Source organism: Chitinophaga rupis (genome assembly GCF_900109685.1).
GTDB lineage: Bacteria > Bacteroidota > Bacteroidia > Chitinophagales > Chitinophagaceae > Chitinophaga > Chitinophaga rupis.
Genome location: NZ_FOBB01000002.1, coordinates 1,296,360 through 1,316,518 on the forward strand (window position 1 = coordinate 1,296,360; position 20,159 = coordinate 1,316,518).

General features: G+C 47.8%; 18 protein-coding genes. 8 read left to right on the plus strand and 10 right to left on the minus strand.

Translation table 11 applies throughout. From position 1 onward, the window contains the following. Positions 1–40: 40 nt before the first annotated feature. Positions 41–1,228: an acetyltransferase domain-containing protein gene (locus tag BMZ54_RS12175; RefSeq protein ID WP_089911258.1), complete on the minus strand. Its 1,188-nt coding sequence runs from the start codon at positions 1,226–1,228 to the stop codon at positions 41–43. A gap of 196 nt (positions 1,229–1,424) precedes the next feature. Between BMZ54_RS12175 and BMZ54_RS12180 the strand changes: the two genes are divergently transcribed. Continuing rightward, positions 1,425–1,763, plus strand: coding sequence for a hypothetical protein (locus BMZ54_RS12180; RefSeq protein WP_089911260.1), 339 nt, complete (start codon positions 1,425–1,427; stop codon positions 1,761–1,763). On the opposite strand, the gene BMZ54_RS12185 is transcribed toward BMZ54_RS12180, so the two are convergent. The 7 genes from BMZ54_RS12185 to BMZ54_RS12215 all read right to left on the minus strand — a co-directional run bounded on the left by BMZ54_RS12185 (position 1,753) and on the right by BMZ54_RS12215 (position 8,835). Then, positions 1,753–2,349, minus strand: a complete 597-nt coding sequence (locus BMZ54_RS12185) for an HAD-IB family hydrolase (RefSeq protein ID WP_089911263.1) — start codon at positions 2,347–2,349, stop codon at positions 1,753–1,755. The genes BMZ54_RS12180 and BMZ54_RS12185 overlap by 11 nt on opposite strands. A gap of 93 nt (positions 2,350–2,442) precedes the next feature. Continuing rightward, a complete protein-coding gene (locus BMZ54_RS12190; RefSeq protein ID WP_089911266.1) occupies positions 2,443–3,171 on the minus strand; it encodes an SDR family oxidoreductase in 729 nt (242 codons plus the stop codon). A 175-nt stretch (positions 3,172–3,346) separates the two neighbouring features. Next, positions 3,347–4,741, minus strand: a complete 1,395-nt coding sequence (locus BMZ54_RS12195; protein WP_089911269.1) for an FAD-binding oxidoreductase — start codon at positions 4,739–4,741, stop codon at positions 3,347–3,349. Next, complete coding sequence (locus tag BMZ54_RS12200) at positions 4,741–5,628, minus strand: decaprenyl-phosphate phosphoribosyltransferase (RefSeq protein ID WP_089911272.1); 888 nt, start codon at positions 5,626–5,628, stop codon at positions 4,741–4,743. Before BMZ54_RS12200 ends, BMZ54_RS12195 begins: the two co-directional genes overlap by 1 nt. 221 nt (positions 5,629–5,849) lie before the next feature. Then, positions 5,850–6,653 carry a helix-turn-helix domain-containing protein gene (locus BMZ54_RS12205; RefSeq protein WP_143080983.1) on the minus strand — a complete coding sequence of 268 codons (804 nt, stop codon included), beginning with the start codon at positions 6,651–6,653 and terminating at the stop codon, positions 5,850–5,852. A 21-nt stretch (positions 6,654–6,674) separates the two neighbouring features. Continuing rightward, positions 6,675–7,760 carry an aldo/keto reductase gene (locus BMZ54_RS12210; protein ID WP_202909212.1) on the minus strand — a complete coding sequence of 362 codons (1,086 nt, stop codon included), beginning with the start codon at positions 7,758–7,760 and terminating at the stop codon, positions 6,675–6,677. 61 nt (positions 7,761–7,821) lie between these two features. Then, complete coding sequence (locus BMZ54_RS12215; RefSeq protein WP_238386563.1) at positions 7,822–8,835, minus strand: SDR family oxidoreductase; 1,014 nt, start codon at positions 8,833–8,835, stop codon at positions 7,822–7,824. Positions 8,836–9,102: 267 nt separating this feature from the next. Between BMZ54_RS12215 and BMZ54_RS12220 the strand changes: the two genes are divergently transcribed. The 6 genes from BMZ54_RS12220 to BMZ54_RS12245 all read left to right on the plus strand — a co-directional run bounded on the left by BMZ54_RS12220 (position 9,103) and on the right by BMZ54_RS12245 (position 16,254). After that, entirely contained in the window at positions 9,103–10,758 is a 1,656-nt protein-coding gene (locus BMZ54_RS12220) for a hypothetical protein (protein WP_089911277.1), read from the plus strand. A 273-nt stretch (positions 10,759–11,031) separates the two neighbouring features. Then, positions 11,032–11,565, plus strand: a complete 534-nt coding sequence (locus tag BMZ54_RS12225) for an RNA polymerase sigma factor (protein WP_162277526.1) — start codon at positions 11,032–11,034, stop codon at positions 11,563–11,565. Then, a complete protein-coding gene (locus BMZ54_RS12230; RefSeq protein ID WP_089911282.1) occupies positions 11,558–14,002 on the plus strand; it encodes a hypothetical protein in 2,445 nt (814 codons plus the stop codon). Before BMZ54_RS12225 ends, BMZ54_RS12230 begins: the two co-directional genes overlap by 8 nt. A gap of 78 nt (positions 14,003–14,080) precedes the next feature. After that, positions 14,081–14,416 carry a hypothetical protein gene (locus BMZ54_RS33165; RefSeq protein WP_202909213.1) on the plus strand — a complete coding sequence of 112 codons (336 nt, stop codon included), beginning with the start codon at positions 14,081–14,083 and terminating at the stop codon, positions 14,414–14,416. Positions 14,417–14,494: 78 nt separating this feature from the next. Then, complete coding sequence (locus BMZ54_RS12240; protein ID WP_089911288.1) at positions 14,495–15,394, plus strand: class I SAM-dependent methyltransferase; 900 nt, start codon at positions 14,495–14,497, stop codon at positions 15,392–15,394. Positions 15,395–15,570: 176 nt separating this feature from the next. Next, a complete protein-coding gene (locus BMZ54_RS12245) occupies positions 15,571–16,254 on the plus strand; it encodes a class I SAM-dependent methyltransferase (RefSeq protein ID WP_089911290.1) in 684 nt (227 codons plus the stop codon). An 81-nt stretch (positions 16,255–16,335) separates the two neighbouring features. On the opposite strand, the gene BMZ54_RS12250 is transcribed toward BMZ54_RS12245, so the two are convergent. Then, complete coding sequence (locus tag BMZ54_RS12250; RefSeq protein ID WP_089911293.1) at positions 16,336–16,977, minus strand: MarR family winged helix-turn-helix transcriptional regulator; 642 nt, start codon at positions 16,975–16,977, stop codon at positions 16,336–16,338. Positions 16,978–17,251: 274 nt separating this feature from the next. Here BMZ54_RS12250 and BMZ54_RS12255 point away from each other — a divergent pair, with 274 nt between their 5' ends. Beyond that, positions 17,252–17,722, plus strand: a complete 471-nt coding sequence (locus BMZ54_RS12255; protein WP_089911295.1) for a DUF2269 family protein — start codon at positions 17,252–17,254, stop codon at positions 17,720–17,722. A 408-nt stretch (positions 17,723–18,130) separates the two neighbouring features. Here the strand turns inward: BMZ54_RS12255 and BMZ54_RS12260 are convergent, their stop codons facing one another. After that, positions 18,131–20,089, minus strand: coding sequence for a M1 family metallopeptidase (locus BMZ54_RS12260; protein WP_089911298.1), 1,959 nt, complete (start codon positions 20,087–20,089; stop codon positions 18,131–18,133). Positions 20,090–20,159 lie beyond the last annotated feature (70 nt).

The following is a 20,159-nucleotide window of genomic DNA, read 5'->3' on the forward strand; positions in this document are numbered from 1 at the left end:
ATGAATACTTAGATCTTTGGATCTCTCCATTTGAATATCCTCACAGGTAGCTCAGCCATCGCCAGTCCTGGTGCCGTTGCTTATACCCCGCATACCATTTGCACAGCGGGTACATAGCTGCTACCAGCAGCAGCCAGATCACATATACCGCTGCCAGGGATACCCCGTAATGGCCTTTCAGCTTAGCAGTGTCCGTGATAAAATTATAGGTAAGCATAAAGCGTAGCGGGTGGCCCATAGCCACGCCAATGATTATACCGATGATATGAATAATGTGAAAGTGCAGCACATAATAAAAGAAGGGTACCCGCCCGAAATACACAAGCGGGTTGGTGGGCCGGAGGGGCTTATCCGCAATAAACGACAGTAAGAGCAACACCGGTCCCAAAGTAATCAGCGTAAACAATAAGGATGGCGGATACTTCTGTACATTAAAGAAGATCATGAGCGTTTGCAGGGCATTAGCGCCCGGTTTCCAGGGAGCAGGGTTGCCGTAAACATTGCTATAGCGCAATATTAAGAACAGTAAAACAGCAGCCAGCCCTATAGCGCGCAGCAGGCGTTTGCGTTTCTGAGGGTCGTAACCCGGGCGGAATAACATGCCCAGCCCATACCCGCAAAGTAATACCCCCAGCCAGGCCAGCACAGGGTAACCAATGAAAATAATAAAACCGTTGGTAGGAAGCATGTTGGGAACATTTACAAAGCTCCAAAGCACCTGCGCCACAGAGCCCGGCGCAAACCGGATCCCATCCAGCGCATTATGACCCAAAACAATGATCAGGCCCAGCGCCGGCAGCAGGCGTTCCGGTAGGTAAATGAGCAGCGCAAGTATCATCATACTCACACCTATGGCAGACAGTACGCCAAATAGCATCGTGTTAGGTGAAAAAGACCAGCCAAAACTCATGATCACCATATCCACAAATACCAGCCACAAGCCGCGGGTAAGCAGGAACCGGGACAGCGCCGGTTTGGTACGCCGGGTACCCATGAGGTAAGCGGATGCACCGGCCAGCATCACAAATGTAGGCGCGCAAAAATGTGTGATCCAGCGGGTGGCATAAAGCAGCACAGTGGTTTTGGTTTCATCCAGCGGGTTAAAGAACAGGACATCTGCATGTAACAGGTCGCGGACATGATCCAGCGCCATAATGAACATTACCAAGCCCCGCAGGAGATCAATAGATACATTGCGTGGAGAAGCAGGGATAGCAGTAGTTGTCATGCTGCAGGTAGGTTTGCTTTAAGTTAGGGATTCAGCATAAATAATTGCTGATTATTATGACGAAGGGCGAGCGGATAAGAATAATCACACTGAGGATCAGATTGTTACAAGCAGCTGGCCGGTGGCTGAGGCAGCGGAACAAGTTATCAACCTAATATATGTCGTTATTTATATATTTGTGTGTATAGACTAAATAATGCTGAAAGACATTTATCAATCCAGGATCAACATAGGTCATTTATTCAGTATTAATGCGGTTGCATTTGTGATGACCTTTATTGTGCTATATGTAATAGTGTTAATTGAGATCGCATTGGTATTTAACTCGTCGTTACCGGTTAACTGGGCCTACTGGATAGGGCAGATCTACTGGTTTTCGCCAGCCATGACGCTTTACCCGGTTATTTATTACAAAATGAAAAGGCATTATAAGCAGGATAATTCTGCAAAAGCCAAAAGTTATTTAGTGGCATTTGCCATAGTGGTATTAAGCACAGGTTTTGGCTGGGTGTTGGGTCATTTTATTAACTCCTGAACGGCTTAAACCGGCGGGTTCCTGCGATTGCCAGCATAGCCTTATCGCCGCTGCTATCGCCATAGGCAAAAATATTTTCAAACAGCTCCAGGTCATATTCGTTCTTAATACGGCATACCTTCTCATCCCCATTACAATTAAGTCCCAATATATTACCGGTTAGCTGCTCATTTTTTACTTCCAGCTGGGTGGCAATGCAGGTGATGCCCATTTTCTCGCACCAGGGGCCTACCCAATCCTGTGCGGAGGCGGTTACTATTACTACCTGGTGTCCTTTTTCCTGGTGCTCTTTAATAGCCGCCAGTGCGCCGGGCCGTATGAGCGCCGGCAGGCGTTCCCGGCAAAAGGCCACACATTTTTCCCGGAAGGCGCCTACTGCTGCGCCTTTAAAAAAGTAGCGTAAAAAGATCTCTTTCATGGTATGGCTGGATACCAGCTTTAATTTAAACAGCACCAGCAGAGGGGATAACAACAGGAATCCCAGGTATAAAGCCCCGCTGCCTTTCTGGTAGCGGATCACCTCAAACATGGTATCCTTAGTAGTGATAGTACCATCAAAATCAAAGAAAGCGATCGTTTGCTTCATATTTAATTGTAAGATTGGCAGGTCATTAACAGCTGATAATCAATCAAAATTAAACATTAACCATTATCAGTTAATTACTTGCAGGCAGCTATTTTATAATTTTAATTTTTTGAAGATAAACTCAGGTATTGACTTAATAATCAACATAATATACCGCCAAAACCATTTTACGTACAGCACATTTTTCTTTGCCTTAGCAGCCTTTACAATAGCGCTGGCTACATCTGTTGGCTGGGCGGTTAAGAGGGGCGGCAGCGTTAATCCTTCCGTCATGCGGGTATACACAAATCCCGGTTGTACGGTCATTACATGCACACCATTATGGAAAAGGCGGTTGCGCAGGCCGCTCAGGTAAGCGGTAAAACCGGCTTTGGCGCTACCATATAAATAATTGCTCTGGCGGCCACGCTCGCCGGCCACTGAGCTAATACCTATGATAGTACCCTGGCGGCGGGCGGCATAATCAGCAGCTACCACATTTAAGATAGAAACGGCGCCGGTATAGTTGGTATGAATAATACGGCTGGCTTCCTGCCAGTTGGTTTGCCCCAGCTCCTGATCGCCCAGGTAGCCGAACACGCAGATAGTAATATCGGGCTTTACCGGCAGGCTTTCGTAAAAGCCGGGGTGGCTGGCAAAATCAACGGCATCAAAAGCATGGGAGCTGGCATTGATGCCATAGCGTATGCGCAGGTCATTTTCCTGCGCCTGTAAAAAAGAAGTATTGCGGGCGGCCAGCTGCACATCGTACTTTTCGGCGGCAAACTGACGGGCCATGGCTACAGCCATATCGGATCCTGCACCCAGAATTAAAACAGTCATCTTTATAATTAAGAATGAAGAATTAAGAATTAATAATCGAGAGCACAATTACCTCGTAGTATGACGAGCTACACGAATACAGCGGTGCTTTTAATCGGTTTTATACTTATAAGTGTGAACGGTATGCTGTTTTGAATGATGGATGATGAAAGAACTATAATGAAGTAACAGCTAATTATTTAACCACTGCCTCCCTGATTATTAATTCTTCATTATTCATTATTAATTCTGCTGCTGACGGCGCCGCCGTTAGCAAGAGGCGGTCTGATTGTAAAGAACGGAAGCGGTTATCGCTGTTGTATTGCTTTACGATCCCGGCAAAACGCTGTACATGAGGATAACTTTGCCAGAACACTTCCTGTTTCATGCGGGCATCCTTGGAGAGGTACAGGCGGCCGCCGTATTGCAGCACCAGGGCATCCAGCTCGTCCAGGAATTCAAATAAACCTTTACGCACGGGAAAATCCAGCGCCAGGGTATAGCCCTCCATAGGGAAGGAGATGAGGTTATCCTGCTTGCCAAATACCTTCAGCACGGCCAGGAAAGAGCCCAGGCCTTTGCTGCTGATGCGTTGCAGGATCTCTACCAGGCCCTGTTTCTGATCCATAGGCAGCACAAACTGGTATTGCACAAAACCAGCTTTGCCATAGCCCCGGTTCCAGTGCAGGAAAGCATCCAGCGGGTAAAAGAAGGGTTCGTAAGACACCACATTATTGATCTCCCGTTTGGTGTTCTTGGCATAATACAGCCAGTTGAACGCCTTTACGGTAAAGGTGTTCAGCACAAATGACGGCAGGTTGAAAGGGATGGTGAGCTTCTTTTTAGAGGGAAGCTGCAGGGGAGCCTGCGCTTGTTGGGGCGATAGTTCTGCTTTGGTAGCATGTTCGCCCAGTATTAAGATACTCCGGCCAAAGGAATCGCCTTTCTGCAGGCAGTCAATCCAGGCTACGGAATAGGTATAGTGCTTATTTTCCTCGAACAGGCGGATCACTTCGTCCAGGTTGCGGGCTTTGATCTGCTTCTGTTTTATATAGGAGGTTTCAACTTTCTTCAGGCGGAACTGCACCCGGGTAATAATGCCGGTAAGGCCCATGCCGCCGCAGGTAGCCCAGTACAGGTCGGGCTCCTGGTCAGGGGAGCAGGTGATAAGCCCCTGGGAGGTGATCACGTCCATAGATACCACCTGGTTGGAAAAGGCGCCATCTACGTGGTGGTTCTTGCCATGCACATCGGAGGCTACTGCGCCGCCAACGGTAATGAACTTGGTGCCGGGGGTAACCGGCAGGAACCAGCCTTTGGGCACTATAATATCCAGGATCTGGTCCAGCGTAACGCCGGCCTGGCATTCAAACAGGCCCTTTTCAATATCAAAGCTCAGAACTTTATCGTACTTAAGGGTAGAGATGCTGTGTGTGCCCAGGGATGCATCTCCATAACAGCGTCCGTTGCCCCGCGCAATGAGGGGTGTTTGTGTGTGAAGCAGATCCTGTAACTGATCTTCCCTGGAGAAAGAGCTTTCTTCGCTTGCTACTACGGGATAATTGCCCCAATTTGCTAACCGTTTTTGCATTAGTTAAAAAAACTTTTGTTTGCCGGTAAATAAATGATCACATAAAAACTTAGGATCCACAGGGCTATGGTTAACTGTATGAAGCGGTCTTTGTACAGGATCTTAGTGGGAGAACCGGTATTGTTCTCTACGTAGGTTATTTGCAAATATCGTAATAATCCTGCAATAACAAAAAGGGTGGTGTAAAAAAGGCGGTGGGTGCCAAAGCGCAGCATAGTTACCGGGTCAAGCGTGTACATGAGGTAACACACAATGATCACGGCAGACAATAAGGCCAGTGTTACGTTCATGAAATCCATGTTATACCCTTTGGCGGCTTTTCGCATTTCCTGGCCGGATACCTGTTTAATGATCACATCATCCCGGCGTTTGGCCACTGCCATAAACAGCGCCAGCAGGAACACCATTACTATAAGCCAGGAAGATACGGCGGTGCCGGAGGCAATGCCACCCGCTTTAATGCGCAGCACAAAACCTATGGAAAGAATGATAATGTCCAGGATGGAGATATTCTTTAACCCAAGGGAGTATAACAGGTTTAAAATAAAGTAGATACCTACTACGAACAGGAATTTTGGTTTAACATACCAGGCCAGTCCCAGCCCAATGATCATACACACTACAAACAGCACCAGGCCGGCTGTGGGGGATACTGCGCCGGAGGCCAGGGGGCGTTTGGATTTAACCGGGTGCGCGCGGTCGGCTTCAATATCCTTATAATCATTTATGATATAAATGCTGCTGGCCGTAAGGCTGAACGCAAAAAAGGCGGCTAAAAGATGCCCGATGGTAGATAGATAAAATAGTTCTCCCGCAAAAAAGAGGGGAATAAACAGGAACAGATTTTTGACCCAATGATGAGGCCTGAGTAGTTTCAGATATTGCACGGGGATGAACAGATGTTAATACGGGGGGCAATATACAAAGGATTGGGGTTTTTTGCTTGTACAATTACGTGAATGCTAAATGCTGAAGGGTGAATGCATAATGCTGAAGGCTAAACGTTTAATGCTTAACGCCTAACGCTGAATGCTAAACGCTAAATGCTTAAGATGAATGCCCCAATGCCACACAACCCCATAGTACCTTGAAGCACAGCTAATTTCTACTACTGCACTTGCGTGGGATTATATCCAAAATGCTTTTTAAAGACAAAGGAAAAATGTGACAGGTTCTCAAAGCCGGCATCAATAAATATTTCAGTGGGTTTCCGTTTCTTAACTGCAATCTGGTAATGCGCGTGCTCCAGGCGTTTACGGGTAAGCCAGCGGCGGGGAGTGGTTTGGTACACTTTTTTAAAATCCTTTTTAAAAGTGCTAAGACTGCGCCCTGTAAGGTAGGCAAGCTTCTGGAGCGGGAGGTTGTACAGGAAATGCTGTTCCATAAAATCGGCCAGGTTAATCTTACCTGGTTCGTGAAAAGCGCTAAGCAGCCTTTTAACCTGTGGATTGCAGGCATCCAGCACCGTAAGGCATTCAGCGATCTTAATTCCGGCCAGCTCAGGCGGTAATTCGTCCCGCATTTCAAAATAAGGCAGCAGTGAGCTAAACAGGCTTTCGAGCAAAGGGTGTTTTTCTAATGCCAGATGGCCGTGCCATTTGCCTTCGGCCGGGTTTTCCGCCTGTGCGGCATAAAACTTTCTTAGCAATGCTTCCGGGAACAGGATGGAAAGCGAACGGAAGGGGACATCCTCTGCGGGCAGTTTGGCCATGCGGCCCAATTGGTTGCGCGGGATGAGAAGCGTTGTTCCCCGGGTAAAACGGTGCACCTGGTCGGCATAGGATAACTCCAGCGTTCCTGCAAAAACATAAACCAGCGCATGCTGATCCAGTATCAGCTCCCGGCTGTAATGTTTTTCCTTTTTACAGGATACAAAGATCCGGCCCTTTACATCTGCGCCCGTATATTCCATAATATAAAGTTAACTAATCAGTTAATATTTGCCGGGCGCCATGTTCCGGGTAAGCGGCAGCACAGCGGGCTGATGGCCATTCACATGAATACCGCCATGCTGGAACATCTTTGCACCTTCACCATAGCTGCTTACAAAAGTTGCCGGTGGTAAGGAAAGATCGTCCAGCGCTTTAAGCGCTGCTGCCGTAAGTTTCACATCCAGCGCTGCCATGTTGGCTTTCAATTGCTCCTGTTTACGGATGCCGATAATGGTTGAGGTTACGCCGGGCCTTCCGGTAACCCAGGCCAGCGCAATGGCTGCGGGCGTGGTATGGTGTGCTGCTGCAATTTTGCGGAGCTCATCTAAAATTGCCAGCTCTTTGTCCGATAGTGCGGCCACCCGGCCCGTGTCGCCCAGTCGGGTTCCTGCACTTTGATCCTGGGCTGAGGGGTTATACTTGCCTGATAACAGGCCGCCCTTCAATGGCGACCAGGGTGTAATACCTAAACCGAGTCCGGCTGCCATGGGTACCAGCTCATCTTCAATGGTACGCTGCAATAGCGAATATTCTATCTGCAAACCAACAAAGGGCGTCCAGTCTTTTAAAACAGCCATGGTTTGCGCCTGTGCTATTTTCCAGGCCGGGGCGTAGCTTACGCCAATATAACGGACTTTGCCGCTGGTTACCAGCATATTTAATGTGCGCATGGTTTCTTCCAGCGGGGTATTCCAATCCCATTGATGAATGGAAAAAAGGTCGATGTAATCCGTTTGCAGCCGTCTTAACGACTGATGGCAGCTTTCCATAATGGCTTTAGCGCCTGTGCCGCCGCCGTTAGGATCACCAGGGTAAATATTGCCTGAAAATTTGGTGCCGATCACCATCCGGGTGCGCAAACCTGATCGGCTGCCAATAACATCGCCAATGATCTTTTCAGAATGCCCGTTGGTATATACACTGGCCGTGTCTATAAAATTGCCGCCGGCATCAATAAAGCTGTGAATGATCTGTTCCGATGCTTTTTCATCGGCGCCCCAGCCCCAATCGGTTCCAAAGGTCATGCCGCCCAGGCATAACGGGCTTACCCGCAGGCCTGATCTGCCTAATGTTCTGTAATTTCTCATACTGATCTCTTTCTAAGATGATGATAATGTTTGTTCAAAGGCGCAGCGGTTAGCGCCAAAATCACTGCAGCAAACCCAGTCTCATTAAACTTTCAGCGGTTGCGGTCACTGCTTCCTTATTACTTCGCGGATGCCAGTTCAGCAAATGGGTGGCTTTCTCATGGCTTGCCCCTTTAACCAGGTCCAGGTGAGGCACAATGAGCCTTACCTCCGGGTTAAAAAGCGCAATAAGCCGGATAAGCCAGCTGGGAATTTCCTTGCGGGGAACTTTTGCTGCCTTTTCGCCGAACTCCCTGTGTAATATATCAGCGATATCCAGCATGGAGATGGCTTCACCGGCTACGGCAAGGAAACGCTCACCCCTGGCTGCGGGATCAACCATTGCTTTTACATGCAGATCCGCTACATCCCGTACATCAACATAGCCGGCACGCAGCCTGGGCAAGCCTTTTAGCTGGCCCGCCAGCATCCGGTGTATTATCTGTATGGAATGAGAATAATCGGCTCCCAGCACCGGCCCTAGTACGCCCACAGGGTTTATTACGGCAAGCTCCAGTCCCTTGCCTTCACCGGTTACGTAATTCCATGCGGCTTTTTCCGACAGGGTTTTAGATTTCTGGTATGCAGGCAGGTTTTGGCTAAGGTCAGACCAATCCTCTTCGGTATAAGGTGTTTTTTTATCAGTTCCATAGCAAACGGCGCCAAATGCAGATGTCAGCACAACCCGCTGTACACCAGCGGCTTTTGCGGCCCGCAGCACAAACAAGGTTCCATTAACCGCGGGTAAAATAAATTCATCCTCATGCCTGGCATCCGGCCTGGGGGTAGGCGAGGCGCAATGGATAACATAGGTACAGCCCTGTGCAGCTTCAGCCCAGCCGTTTTCCCGTGACAGATCGGCTTCCACAAAAGAAAGGTTAGCAAAATCTGTTATGCCGCCGTTCGTTAACATTTGCTTTACCTCAGCAATACGGTTAAGCGACCGCAGGCTGGCCTTAACTTTATAACCCTTATTCAGCAAAGCGATAATACAATAGCTGGCAATAAACCCCGAACCACCGGTCACCAAAACCATTTTGTTATTATTTGTGAGCTCCATTTTTTTTATGCAAAAGTAGATGCAGGAAGGATTGGGCATTTTGTTGAAAGGTTGTATTTACTTTGTTGAAAAGGTTAAATATTGAAGGGTTAACCCTGGTGGCCATCGTCATTGCCTTGTCCTTGTCATAATGATTACTGAACCCAGGGTGCCGGGGTGCTGCATCCGGCTTTCTGCTTTAAGCTTTGCGCTTTCCGCTAATAAAACTACTTTTACGCCTTCAAAAACATAAAAACCCCCATTATGTTGTCCGGGACATCCCTTTACCAGAAACGTACTGTTTTTACTGTTATTGAATGTGTGCTGATCATTGGCCTGGCGCTGGTGCCCCTGTTCACTACTTTTCCTTACCGGGTTAATATCTTTTTGTCGTGGGAGGGCGCTTACCGTATGTCCATCGGGCAAATGCCCTATAAGGATTTTGGTACGCCGCTGGGCTATGGCTTCTGGCTGATACCGTCCCTGTTCTTCCGCATATTTGGCCCGCAGCTGATCTCACTCGTAAAAGCGCAGGTGTTCATTAATATTATGGCGGGATTTGCTTTCCGCTCCATTTTAAAAAGCCTGAATATAGAGCCGGCCATACGGGCTTTGTCCGTAATGGTGTTTGTGCTGTCTTATTCCTTTTTCAACTTCTGGCCCTGGTATAACCATACGGTAATTGTGTATGAGCTGGTGGGCTTAGCCTTCCTGTTCCAGTACATCAACCGCCCGGTGCAAAAGCTGCGTTTCCTGTACCTGCTGCTGGCAGCCCTGTTCACCTTCCTGTCTATTTTTACCAAGCAGGATGGGGGCGGACTGGCCCTGCTGTTATGCCTGGCCCTGTTATTATATAATAGTATCCATGAAAAGCGCTGGTGGGAGATCCCTGTTTTCCTGGGCTTTTATTTCCTGGTAGCGGCCATTATTATAGGCCCGCTGCTGCCGCATGGTTTTGGATACTGGTATAACCATGGGCAGCCCCCGCATAATTCCCGCCTGGCAGTAACGGATTTTGCAGAAGAGATCCTGGGCGGTTCCCAGTGGATCAAGTTTTACCTGGTGCTCATGGTGTTATGCCTGGTACCGGCCCTGCGTAACTTTAAAGCTTTCTGGGAGAACAAAACGGCCATGCTGTTTACCCTGCTTACCCTGGGCATACTGGCAGAGGCAGCCCTGTTCCAGGTAACCAGCTACACACCGCCGGATAACAACATCTTCTTCCACAGCTTTGCCTTTGCATTCCTGTGCACACATTTTGCCGGCATGCAGCATATTGACCTGGGCCGCCGTAATGCGTTTTTAAGCAGTGCGCTGCTAGTGCTGCTGTGGTGGTCCGGCGTGTTCTGGAAATACATTGACCGTATTTTTCAGCGTATTTTCCCGGCCCCTACAGAAATGGTGCAGGGCGCACCGGACCCGAATGCAGAGAATGTGGTATCCCGCCGGAACTTTATGCTGAATACAGATACCACCAGGGATGTGCCTACTTCAGAATGGATCTTCACTGACCTGCCGGGGTTCAAGAAAATATACATGCCGCCATCTACCGTACATGGTATGGAGCGCTTGCTGGCGATGCCTGTGGTAAAGGAAAAGAAAGACAGTATTAAAGTACTGAATATGACGGAGTTAACGCCATTGGCTTATGCTATGCCCTTTAAGCTGGAAACCGGGGAGGATTACCCGCTGTGGTACCACCTGGGTGTGGGCATGTTTAACCGGCAGCTGGCAGCCTTTAAGGAAAAAGTACAACAGCACCACTATGATATTATCTTATATGAATATGCACCCGGACTGAACAACTTTTTTCCTTTTGCCTTAAGACCTGAGCTGAAACAGCACTATAAACAGGTAGATGAATTTCTGGCGCCGCGCCGCCCTACTAATGCTATTATAGAGGTGTATGTGAAGCCGTAAGAATGCTGAATGCTTAAAGCTGAAGCCCATACCATAATGCAATGCCTTTAGCAAAACATAAGCAGCGTTAAGCGTTTAGCATTCAGCATTTTGCATTCAATTCATAATTTTTTTTTGAATGTACCCAACCTCCAGGCATTTATTCCCTGTCTATGCTATCAGGGCCGGTGATATTGCCTGTCTACTGTATGCTTAATCTGAAAGAAACTGCCGTCTAACTTATCCGACCATACGGACCATTCTAATCAAACACACGGCCAACTGGACCAGCTATTGGCCGGTTGCCGTAGTAATGACCGTTTGTGCCAGGAGAAGCTATACTACCTGTTCTTTGACCGGATGCTGGCAGTGATAAGGCGGTACACCAGTGACCGGGACAAGGCAACTGATATTTTGAACAACGGTTTCCTGCGGGCATTTACTAAAATAGCCCAGTACCAGCAAACCGGTAGTTTTGAAGGATGGCTGCGCCGTATTATGGTGCACGCAGTTGCAGATTATTTCAGGAACGGGGCCGGGCAAACAAAAGAGCAAATGCCGGGAGAGCTGCCGGGGGATCTGGCCATTACCACAGAGAGCAATACACTGGAATATAAGGACCTGCTGCTGGTATTGCAGCAGCTGCCGCCTACAACAAGGATCGTGATCAACTTATTTATCATAGAGGGCTATTCGCACAAAGAAATCGCTGAACTGCTGGGCATCAGCACCGGCACAACCAAATGGCATGTGGCAGAAGGGAAGCGTTTGCTGCAACGGTATATAGCAGCGCCACCATCGTCATTAAAGCGCAATATGAATGGATGATCAGCAGAAACATATTGAAGACTGGCTGAAAGCGGCTGCACAACAACCTGTGCCGGATGATACCGGCATGGAAGCTAAGCAGCAGGCCTGGTCCAAAATGGCCAGCCTGCTGGATAATGCCGCTGTGCCTGTGCCTGCGCAGCAGCCGTCACCGCTGCCGAAACCCTGGTTTGCCACGGGTCAGGGTATGCTGTGGCTAGCAGCTGCAGCGGCAGCGGTGGGGCTGGTTGCACTGGTAGTATATTTACAGGTAAATCGTCATCAAACAACAGAAAATAAAGAATTACAAGGAGTTGTACATGAAAATGTGAGTACGGTAAAAGTGAATGAGCGCAATGGTGATACATTAAGTACGGAAAAGAAAAATGATTCGGCAGCCGGAAATAATGAGGGAACTGCCGTATACGGATCAACAGAAAGTGATACGATGGATGAGGGTAACAGGGGAGCTGCCCTGAACGGACAAGGAGAAGGTGGTAATACCGCAGAAGGTATAAATGGTAATGCAGCAGAGGGTATAGATGGTGATGATACAGCAGAAGGCATAAATGGTGATGGTAATAGAAAAAGACCTTATGGTTTGGCAGCGGGTGCAGGCAGGTTAATCACCCAGGTAATACCGCAGGGTAATGAACTGTGGAGTGGTGTAACAGCTGGTACGGAAAAAAGAACTGGTGAAAAGGGTAGGAACGCTGCCCCGGCTTCCGGTGCAGGTGAAGCAGGAGCTACCGGCGATGAAAAAGCTGCTCAGGAGGAATTATCTTCAACAACGAATATTCCTCAACCTGTTGTAAGAGAATCAGATACAGGGTTATCTTCAAATAATTTAATAAATAAGTCTACTGCTAAAAGTGCATTACCTGCAGGGGGACGATCTTCTTCAGAAAAGACTAATGCCAATAAAACATCACAGCCTGTAAATCAGGTAATTAACGGAAATAATGAAAAGATAAATAATAAGCCGGGCAGCCTGCCAGCGACGGATAAAACCACTGACCTGGCAATCAATACGCCGGGTAAAAGCACTGTCAATACTTCAAAGCATCCGTATATAAAAGCTGGCAAAGTAAAACCTGGTAGCATTTCTGGCGAGGGCAGTGCAGGTAAAACAAAACCAGGTAGTGTTATAAAAAGAACACAACCATCCGGCGGTGTTTCTGGCGGGGAAACAGCCGGCAAAACCAAACCCGGTGGTGTTATAAAGGCAACGCAACCATCTGGTGGTGTTTCTGGCGAGGAAACAGCCGGTAAAGCAAAACCAGGTGGTCAGAGAAAGGCAACGCAACCATCCGGCGGTGTTCCTGGCGGGGAAACAGCCGGTAAAGCAAAACCAGGTGGTCAGAGAAAGGCAACACAACCATCCGGCGGTGTTTCTGGCGAGGAAACAGCCGGTAAAACAAAACCAGGTGGTGTTAGAAAGGCACCCCAACCATCCAGTGGTGTTTCCGGCGAAGAGACAACAGCCGGCAAAACAAAACCCGGCAGCCTGGTAAAAACACCTCAAACCAGCTACCCTGATAATGTTAACAAAGCACAATCAGCTATTATCCCTAGCCAAACAACGCCTAACAATACCAGCCAACAGGGCAAAACACCTGTTACGATAAAAAATGCAACAGGCACACCTAACGCTATGGTATTAAAACCCTTACGCACGGTGAATGCATTTTCTATACACCTGCCCGCCCTGCCATTAAACAGCCGGGAGCAGGTAGGCTTTATGGGAGGAGGTTTTAGAGACCCGGTAAATAATTCCGAGGCTATAATAGGCGGCCTGGCATTACAGGCAGGTTTCGTATATCCATTGAGTGTTGGCGTAGCAGCAGGAGACAGCGGCACAACCAAACCCGGGAACGGATTGGGCTTTAAGCTGAGCGCATTGTATTCATTTCCAATAGCCCGGGGCTTATACCTGCAGCCAACATTAAGCGCTTCGTACCTCACCGGCTTTGGTAAAGCATTCAGCCACATCGCTGTTAACAGAAAACAGGAAACGGATAGCTCAGGCGCAGCCTCAGGTGAATACAGAACCGACAGCATCACTACGCCTTATACTGTTAAAAGCACTTTTGTGGGTGGGGCAGGGGTAAATGTTGCCTATGTTATAAACAAATGGATCTTCAGCACCGGGCTTACCTATCAGTATGCTTTACCCTCCGGCACCAAAGGCACACCGGAAACAAGCTCTCACACGGACAGCCTGCAAAGCGTACCTACAGGCAGCACACCTGCCTTCAGCAAGCAGCAGCTACCGGGCATGCATACACTCAGCTGGAGCCTGGATGCAGGCTATTTTATCCGTCCCCGTATACAGGTAGGGGTAAGCTACCGGGCCATTCTGCTGCGCTCTGCCGGCAACAGCGGCTTTGCAAAGCCGGTACAACCCCTGCAGGATAAACAGCTGGAATTTTACATACGCGTGCCACTAAGAAAATAAAATATTTTGGTGCAGGTACCCAACCTCAGGACATGAAGCAGCGGTCTATATATGTGTAATCAAACCATATTTTAGCTTATGCACAAACTTCATTTTTCGCTCCTGGTAGTAGGCACTTTTATTGTAGCAGCAACAGCCTGCCGGAAAGAGAACTCGGTGATTGAAAAGCTGAATGCAAAAGAATCAGCTTTTGCCAAACGTGATTCATTGCCAAACGATTCCCTGCCTCATGACACGTTCCCACATGACAGCTTTCCACACGACACGTTCCCGCATGATACGTTTCCGCATCAGCCACACGACACATTCCCTTACCCACCTCATGACACCTTCCCTAATCCGCCACACGATACGTTTCCGCCGCATGACACCTTTCCTCATGGGCCGGATACCCTTTATCGCAGGCATCGTTAAATGAAGGCAGCCGATCACCTGCTGTTAAAGACATAAGATGGTAAGTAGTTTATTTTCAGGTCTTGAATATTAAGCATTATGGAAGAGTACAATATGGATGCGATAGTCAGCCCTGACTGTGCCGCGGAATCCTGCCAAGTGGGGCAGCCGGCCAGCGGGCGTAACCAGAGAGTTCCCTATACCGGAACAATGACAAAAACTACAGCCCCGCCAACATTGGCGTTACCAGCGGGCTTATATTCAGGACCTGAATTATCCCTATCCTTAAAAGCAGTTAGTAAAGACTTTTACCCTTCAATGGGCCAGTCGGTTTATATCGCAAGAACGTTATTGATCTCTAATCTAAGGAAGCATTTTGGGGTTTTACATGGCCGTATGCTGGATTTCGGTTGTGGCAGCAAACCCTATAAAAGTCTGATCAGGGTGGATGAATATATTGGGGTGGATTATGAAGGGCAGGGGCATAGTCATGCGAATGAACAAATTGATGTGTTTTATGATGGTAAAACTATTCCGGTCGCATCGGATCACTTTGATAGCGTTCTGAGCACAGAGGTGTTTGAGCATGTATTTAACCCGGAAGAAATACTGGATGAATTACACCGGGTAATGAAGCCCGGGGCGGTAATGCTGGCTACCTGTCCGTTCATTATAGCTGAGCACGAAGTGCCCAATGATTGCAGCCGCTACACCTCTTATGGCCTGAAGATGTTACTGGAACGAAAAGGGTTTGAGATCCTGTATTATGAAAAGCTGGGGACTTCAATACAGGCCCAGATGCAAATGTTCATGTCTTACCTGGACAGCTATGTGCTCTCTAAGCTGAACTTTGCCAGGCCAATAAAGAAAGTAGTTTCGTTCTGCACCTTTTTAGTGCTCAATCTCTTGTGTAAGCTGATGAACCGGATGCTACCCAAAAGATATGATGCATTTCTCAACCATATTGTTATTTGCAGGAAGCGCGATCTACCTGAATGATATAAGGCAGCCGGTGTATAGGATCGCCTGCTGTAAAGAGATAAGATGGCAAGCAGTTTATTTTTTTTAGGTCTTGAATATTAAGCATTATAGACGAGTACAACGACCCTGGCATTCTTGCCGGGGTCTTTTTATTAATGGGAAATAACTTATTTTGCTGCCCTGACAATCCACTTATGACAACAAACAGAAGCATTATTACACAGGCGCTTATTGACAAATATGGTTTTAAAACCTACCTGGAAATAGGCGTTGAATCCGGCAAAAACTTCTTCCCGATCAAGGCTGGCCGCAAAATAGCTGTGGACCCCTTTCTGAAATTTGGCGCCCTTAAACAGTTCTTCAAAGCCATCCAGTACCCTGCAAATTTTAATGCCAGCTACTTTCGCATGGAAAGCGACCGCTTTTTTGCAGAAAAAGCAGATAAAACCCTGCAAAACACATTGCTGGATATTTGTTTGGTAGATGGCATGCATGAATACGCCTATGCCTTACGGGATGTGGAGAATTGCCTGGACCGGCTTGCCGGCAATGGGGTGATCATTATGCATGACTGTAACCCGCAAACCAAAGAAGCCGGTTATACCTGGGCGGAGTGGGATGCCAATAAATGCCAGGGCTTCTGGAACGGGGATGTGTGGAAAAGCGTTATTCATTTAAGAAGCCTGCGCAAAGACATTAATGTATTTGTGCTGGATGCGGACCATGGCCTGGGCATTGTAACCAGGGGCACGCCGGAAAACCCGCTGTCTTTTACCCCGGCTCAGATTGAGGCGCTCACGTATGAGGAGTTTGCCGCTAACCGGCAGGAGTGGCTGAATTTGAAGCCGGCAACCTATTTTAGTGAATACTTCAAATGAATTAATAATGAAGAATGAATAATTAATAATCGCAGCGCTTGTATTTCAAGTGAATAACCGGCATCCATTATTATTAATTATTCATTCTTCACTCATCACACTGGTATAGATCTCGTCAAAAGAACGGCCTTTGTCTTCCGGCCAGCGTTCAGAGAACTTTATTTCTACATTCTGCAGCAGCTGGGTGCATAATAATACTTCCTCTTCATCCATATCACGCAGCAGCATCTTTACCAGCTGCCCCATACGTTTATAGGCATGCTGCAATATTTTTTCGCCTTTAGCGGTGATCTTCACACGTTTGGAGCGGCGGTCGGCAGCGTCGGGGACCTCCATAATGTATCCCTTTTCCCGCAGCCGGTTCAGCAGATCTGAACCTGTGGAAAGCTCGTAAATAGTAGCATAGATCACCTCTGACTTGCGGGGATCTTTACGCTGCTTTACTCCATGCATCAGGGCAAACTCCTCAAACTGGCCAAGGCCTGCATCGCCCAGGGAAATACGGGAGTACAGCTCATGCAGGCGCATAATGCGGCCCATTACCTTCATCAGCATGGCTTCCGGGGTAGGGGGCTGCTGCCCGCCTGTAAGCTTGCTGGTATTTACCGGCGCCTGCTGCTTTTGCTGCAGCAGGTAATAGCGGCAAAAGTCTTCTATGCTGCAGCCGGGATGTTTTTCTTCATAAGCCCCCCAGGTCGTTACTAATTCAACAGTTCTATTCATGTTACTACGGATCAAGAGCAATTTAGCGAAAATTATTCCAGAATTGTTGTATTTACAACGAGGTTGTATTATATTTGTGCATAATACTGCGGTTATGTAGTAATTTATCTGTTTTACCTGCACTTTAGGCCTAACCAGCCATACACAATGGCTAGCCGGCTATCGGTAACTGTTCCCTGTTGCCGTCACAAATTTTCCGGGAGAACTGTCTATAAGATAAAACTATCTGTAAGATGGTGCAATAGCTGTTTGCTCATTCTAAAACCATATATATATGAATCTGTTTTCTTCAGGCCTGGTCCTGCACATTATTGGTATAGCTCTCATATCCGGCGGTACGCTGGGGCATTTTATTACGTTACGGCAGCTTTGGGGATACCTGCCGGGTGAAAATCAAAAGGCTACCGTGGTATTTAAAGTATCTTCCGCATACGATTGGTTCCTGCGTATAGGCGGTTTGTTATTGTTTGCGAGTGGTTTTATGCTGTTAAGGGCTTACCAGTTTGGCGTAACCAAACAATTCTGGTTTGAGTTTAAGATGGGCCTTATTGTGCTGATGGTCCTGAATATCACACTGGTAGGTGCGCCTGGCGTAAAAAAATTGCAATCCCTGCTGTTTAACCAGCCCACGGTTACAGATATGCTGCAATATACTGCATTGAAAAAGCGGATCGGTATTTTTCACATCGGGCAGTTCCTGATCTTGCTGCTGATATTTATCCTTGGAGTATTTAAATTCCAATAAAGTAAAAAGTAAAAAAGTAAAAAGTAAAATAATGGAGTACAGTGTGTTGGATGCTTTACACGTTATTTTACTTTTTGCATTTAAGCCTGTAACAAAAGTAAAATGATGGAGCGCGGTTAGTAAGTGCTTTACCTTTTTACGTTTGCATTTTAAATTTCAGTAAGAAAAGCAAAGTGAAACAAAGGTTCCCTGCCTGCGACTTTACTTTTTATGGTCTGCTACTGTGGTGGTACTTTGACTTTTGTCAAAAATTAAAAGTAAAAAGCAAAAAGTAAAATAATGGAATACACTTAATTAGGTGTTTTACCGCTATTTTACTTTTTGCTTTTTGTATTTAAATCTCCTGAAAAGCAAGATGGTGTAGCACACTTACTTACACGCGCTGCTTCCCATTTTACTTTTTGCTTTTTAATTTTTTACTTTCCAACTGTTGTTAGCCCGGTTCACATCCGGCAGGGCACCCTGCGGATCTATGGTTACCTGGCTTAAAGTAGTGGTGGAAGGGTACAGAAAAGTCCAGGTGCCGCCGCGCTGCCAGATCTCTACCGGCAGCTTTACTGTATCGGCCTTTCCATCAGCTGTTTGTATGGCTACTTCCACGGGCATTACCAGCTGCTCCAGGTTTTCTATAGTTACCAGCGCGCCTTTTGCGGGATCATTCTCCTTGTACTTCACTTCTTTTACGGATTGATCCAGCTTCCAGGTGTTCAGGAACCAGCCGCGCCAGAACCAGCTCAGGTCTTCGCCCGATACGTTATCCATGGTGCGGAAAAAGTCCCAGGGGGTGGGGTGTTTAAATGCCCAGCGGTGCACATAGGTGCGGAAAGCTTCATCAAAACGTTCTGGTCCCAATACCTGCTCGCGCAGTAATTTTAGTCCCAGCCCTGGTTTAAAATAGGCTACATTACCTAACTGGCTGTTCTGGATCACATCCGGGATGGTTGTAAGCGCTTCTGCATTGGCGCCAAACATACCGGGGCCGGTTTTGCTGATATCTGCCGGGCGGTAATATTCCCCGTTATTAAAAGCTTTGGTATTTATACCATTAATGAAGGTATTAAAACCTTCATCCATCCAGGCGTATTTACGCTCGTTGGAACCCACGATCATGGGAAACCAGTTATGCCCGAACTCATGATCTGTTACGCCCCATAAGCCGGCGCCGGTGGCCTTCGCGGAACAGAACACAATGCCAGGGTATTCCATGCCACCTACAATACCGGCTACATTGGTAGCTACGGGATAGCTGAAGGAGAACCATTTATTGGAATACAGCTCAATACAGCCTTTCACATATTCTGTGGAGCGGCCCCAGGCCTTGGTAGATGCTACTTCTGCCGGGTATACCGACTGTGCCAGCGCTTTTTTACCACCCGGCAGGTTAATGCGGGCAGCATCCCATATAAAGGCGCGGGAAGCGGCCCAGGCTACATCACGGGTATTTTTGCAGGAAAAGCGCCAGGTAAGGTTGCCTTTACGTTTATCCGTGGGGGATATAACGGCGGTGCTGTCCTTAATAGTCACGGTTTGATCGCTGGTACGTGCTTTGGCCAGGCGGCTGCTTTGCTCAGGTGTTAATACCTGGGCGGCATTCATCAGCTCCCCGGAGCCGGCTACTACCATATCAGCAGGGGCAGTTACACTATATTCAATATTGCCATAGTCCAGGTAAAACTCACCGGCCCCTAAGTAAGGGAGGGTGTTCCAGCCCAGCACATCGTCATACACACACATACGCGGGTACCATTGGGCAATTTCGTATATCCATCCGTTACGTGTTTGCAAACGGCCCATACGGTCCGTGCCGTATTGCGGTATGGTAAAAGCATAGTTGATGCGGAACTGTACGGTGCCGCCATTGCCTTTCAGGGCAGCGGGCAGCTGTATTTTCATACGGGTATCATTCACCCGGTAGCTGGCGGCCTGTGTTTTGCCATTTTGCACGATGCTTACGCTGCTGATCTCATCGCCCTGGGTAAAGCTGCGGTTCACAAAACGCCCGCCGCTGTACTGGGAGGCTGCTTCCCCGCGGGAATCTTCCCGGTACACGTTCTGGTCCAGCTGCAGCCATACAAATGATAATGTATCCGGGCTGTTGTTGGTGTAGGTGATCTGTACCGACCCGCTAAGGCGGTGCTGCGCTGTATCCAGCGTTACATTAATAGCATAGTCCGACCGGTTTTGCCAGTATTTAGGCCCGGGTGCGCCGCCCGCGCTGCGGAACTCATTGCCGTTCTGTGTGTAAAAAAGCGGGTCAAATGCTTTGTGCTGATCGTAATTGCTGGCAGGAGCGGTTTGAGCCCGGGTAAATGATTGGTTGGTTGCCAGCAGGACTGCCAGGCAGAAGGTAAGCTTGTTGATTGTCATAACCTGTAAAAAGTGATACGTTAGTATTGAAAGGCAAACAAGATACTTAATTAATCAGAAATTACACTGC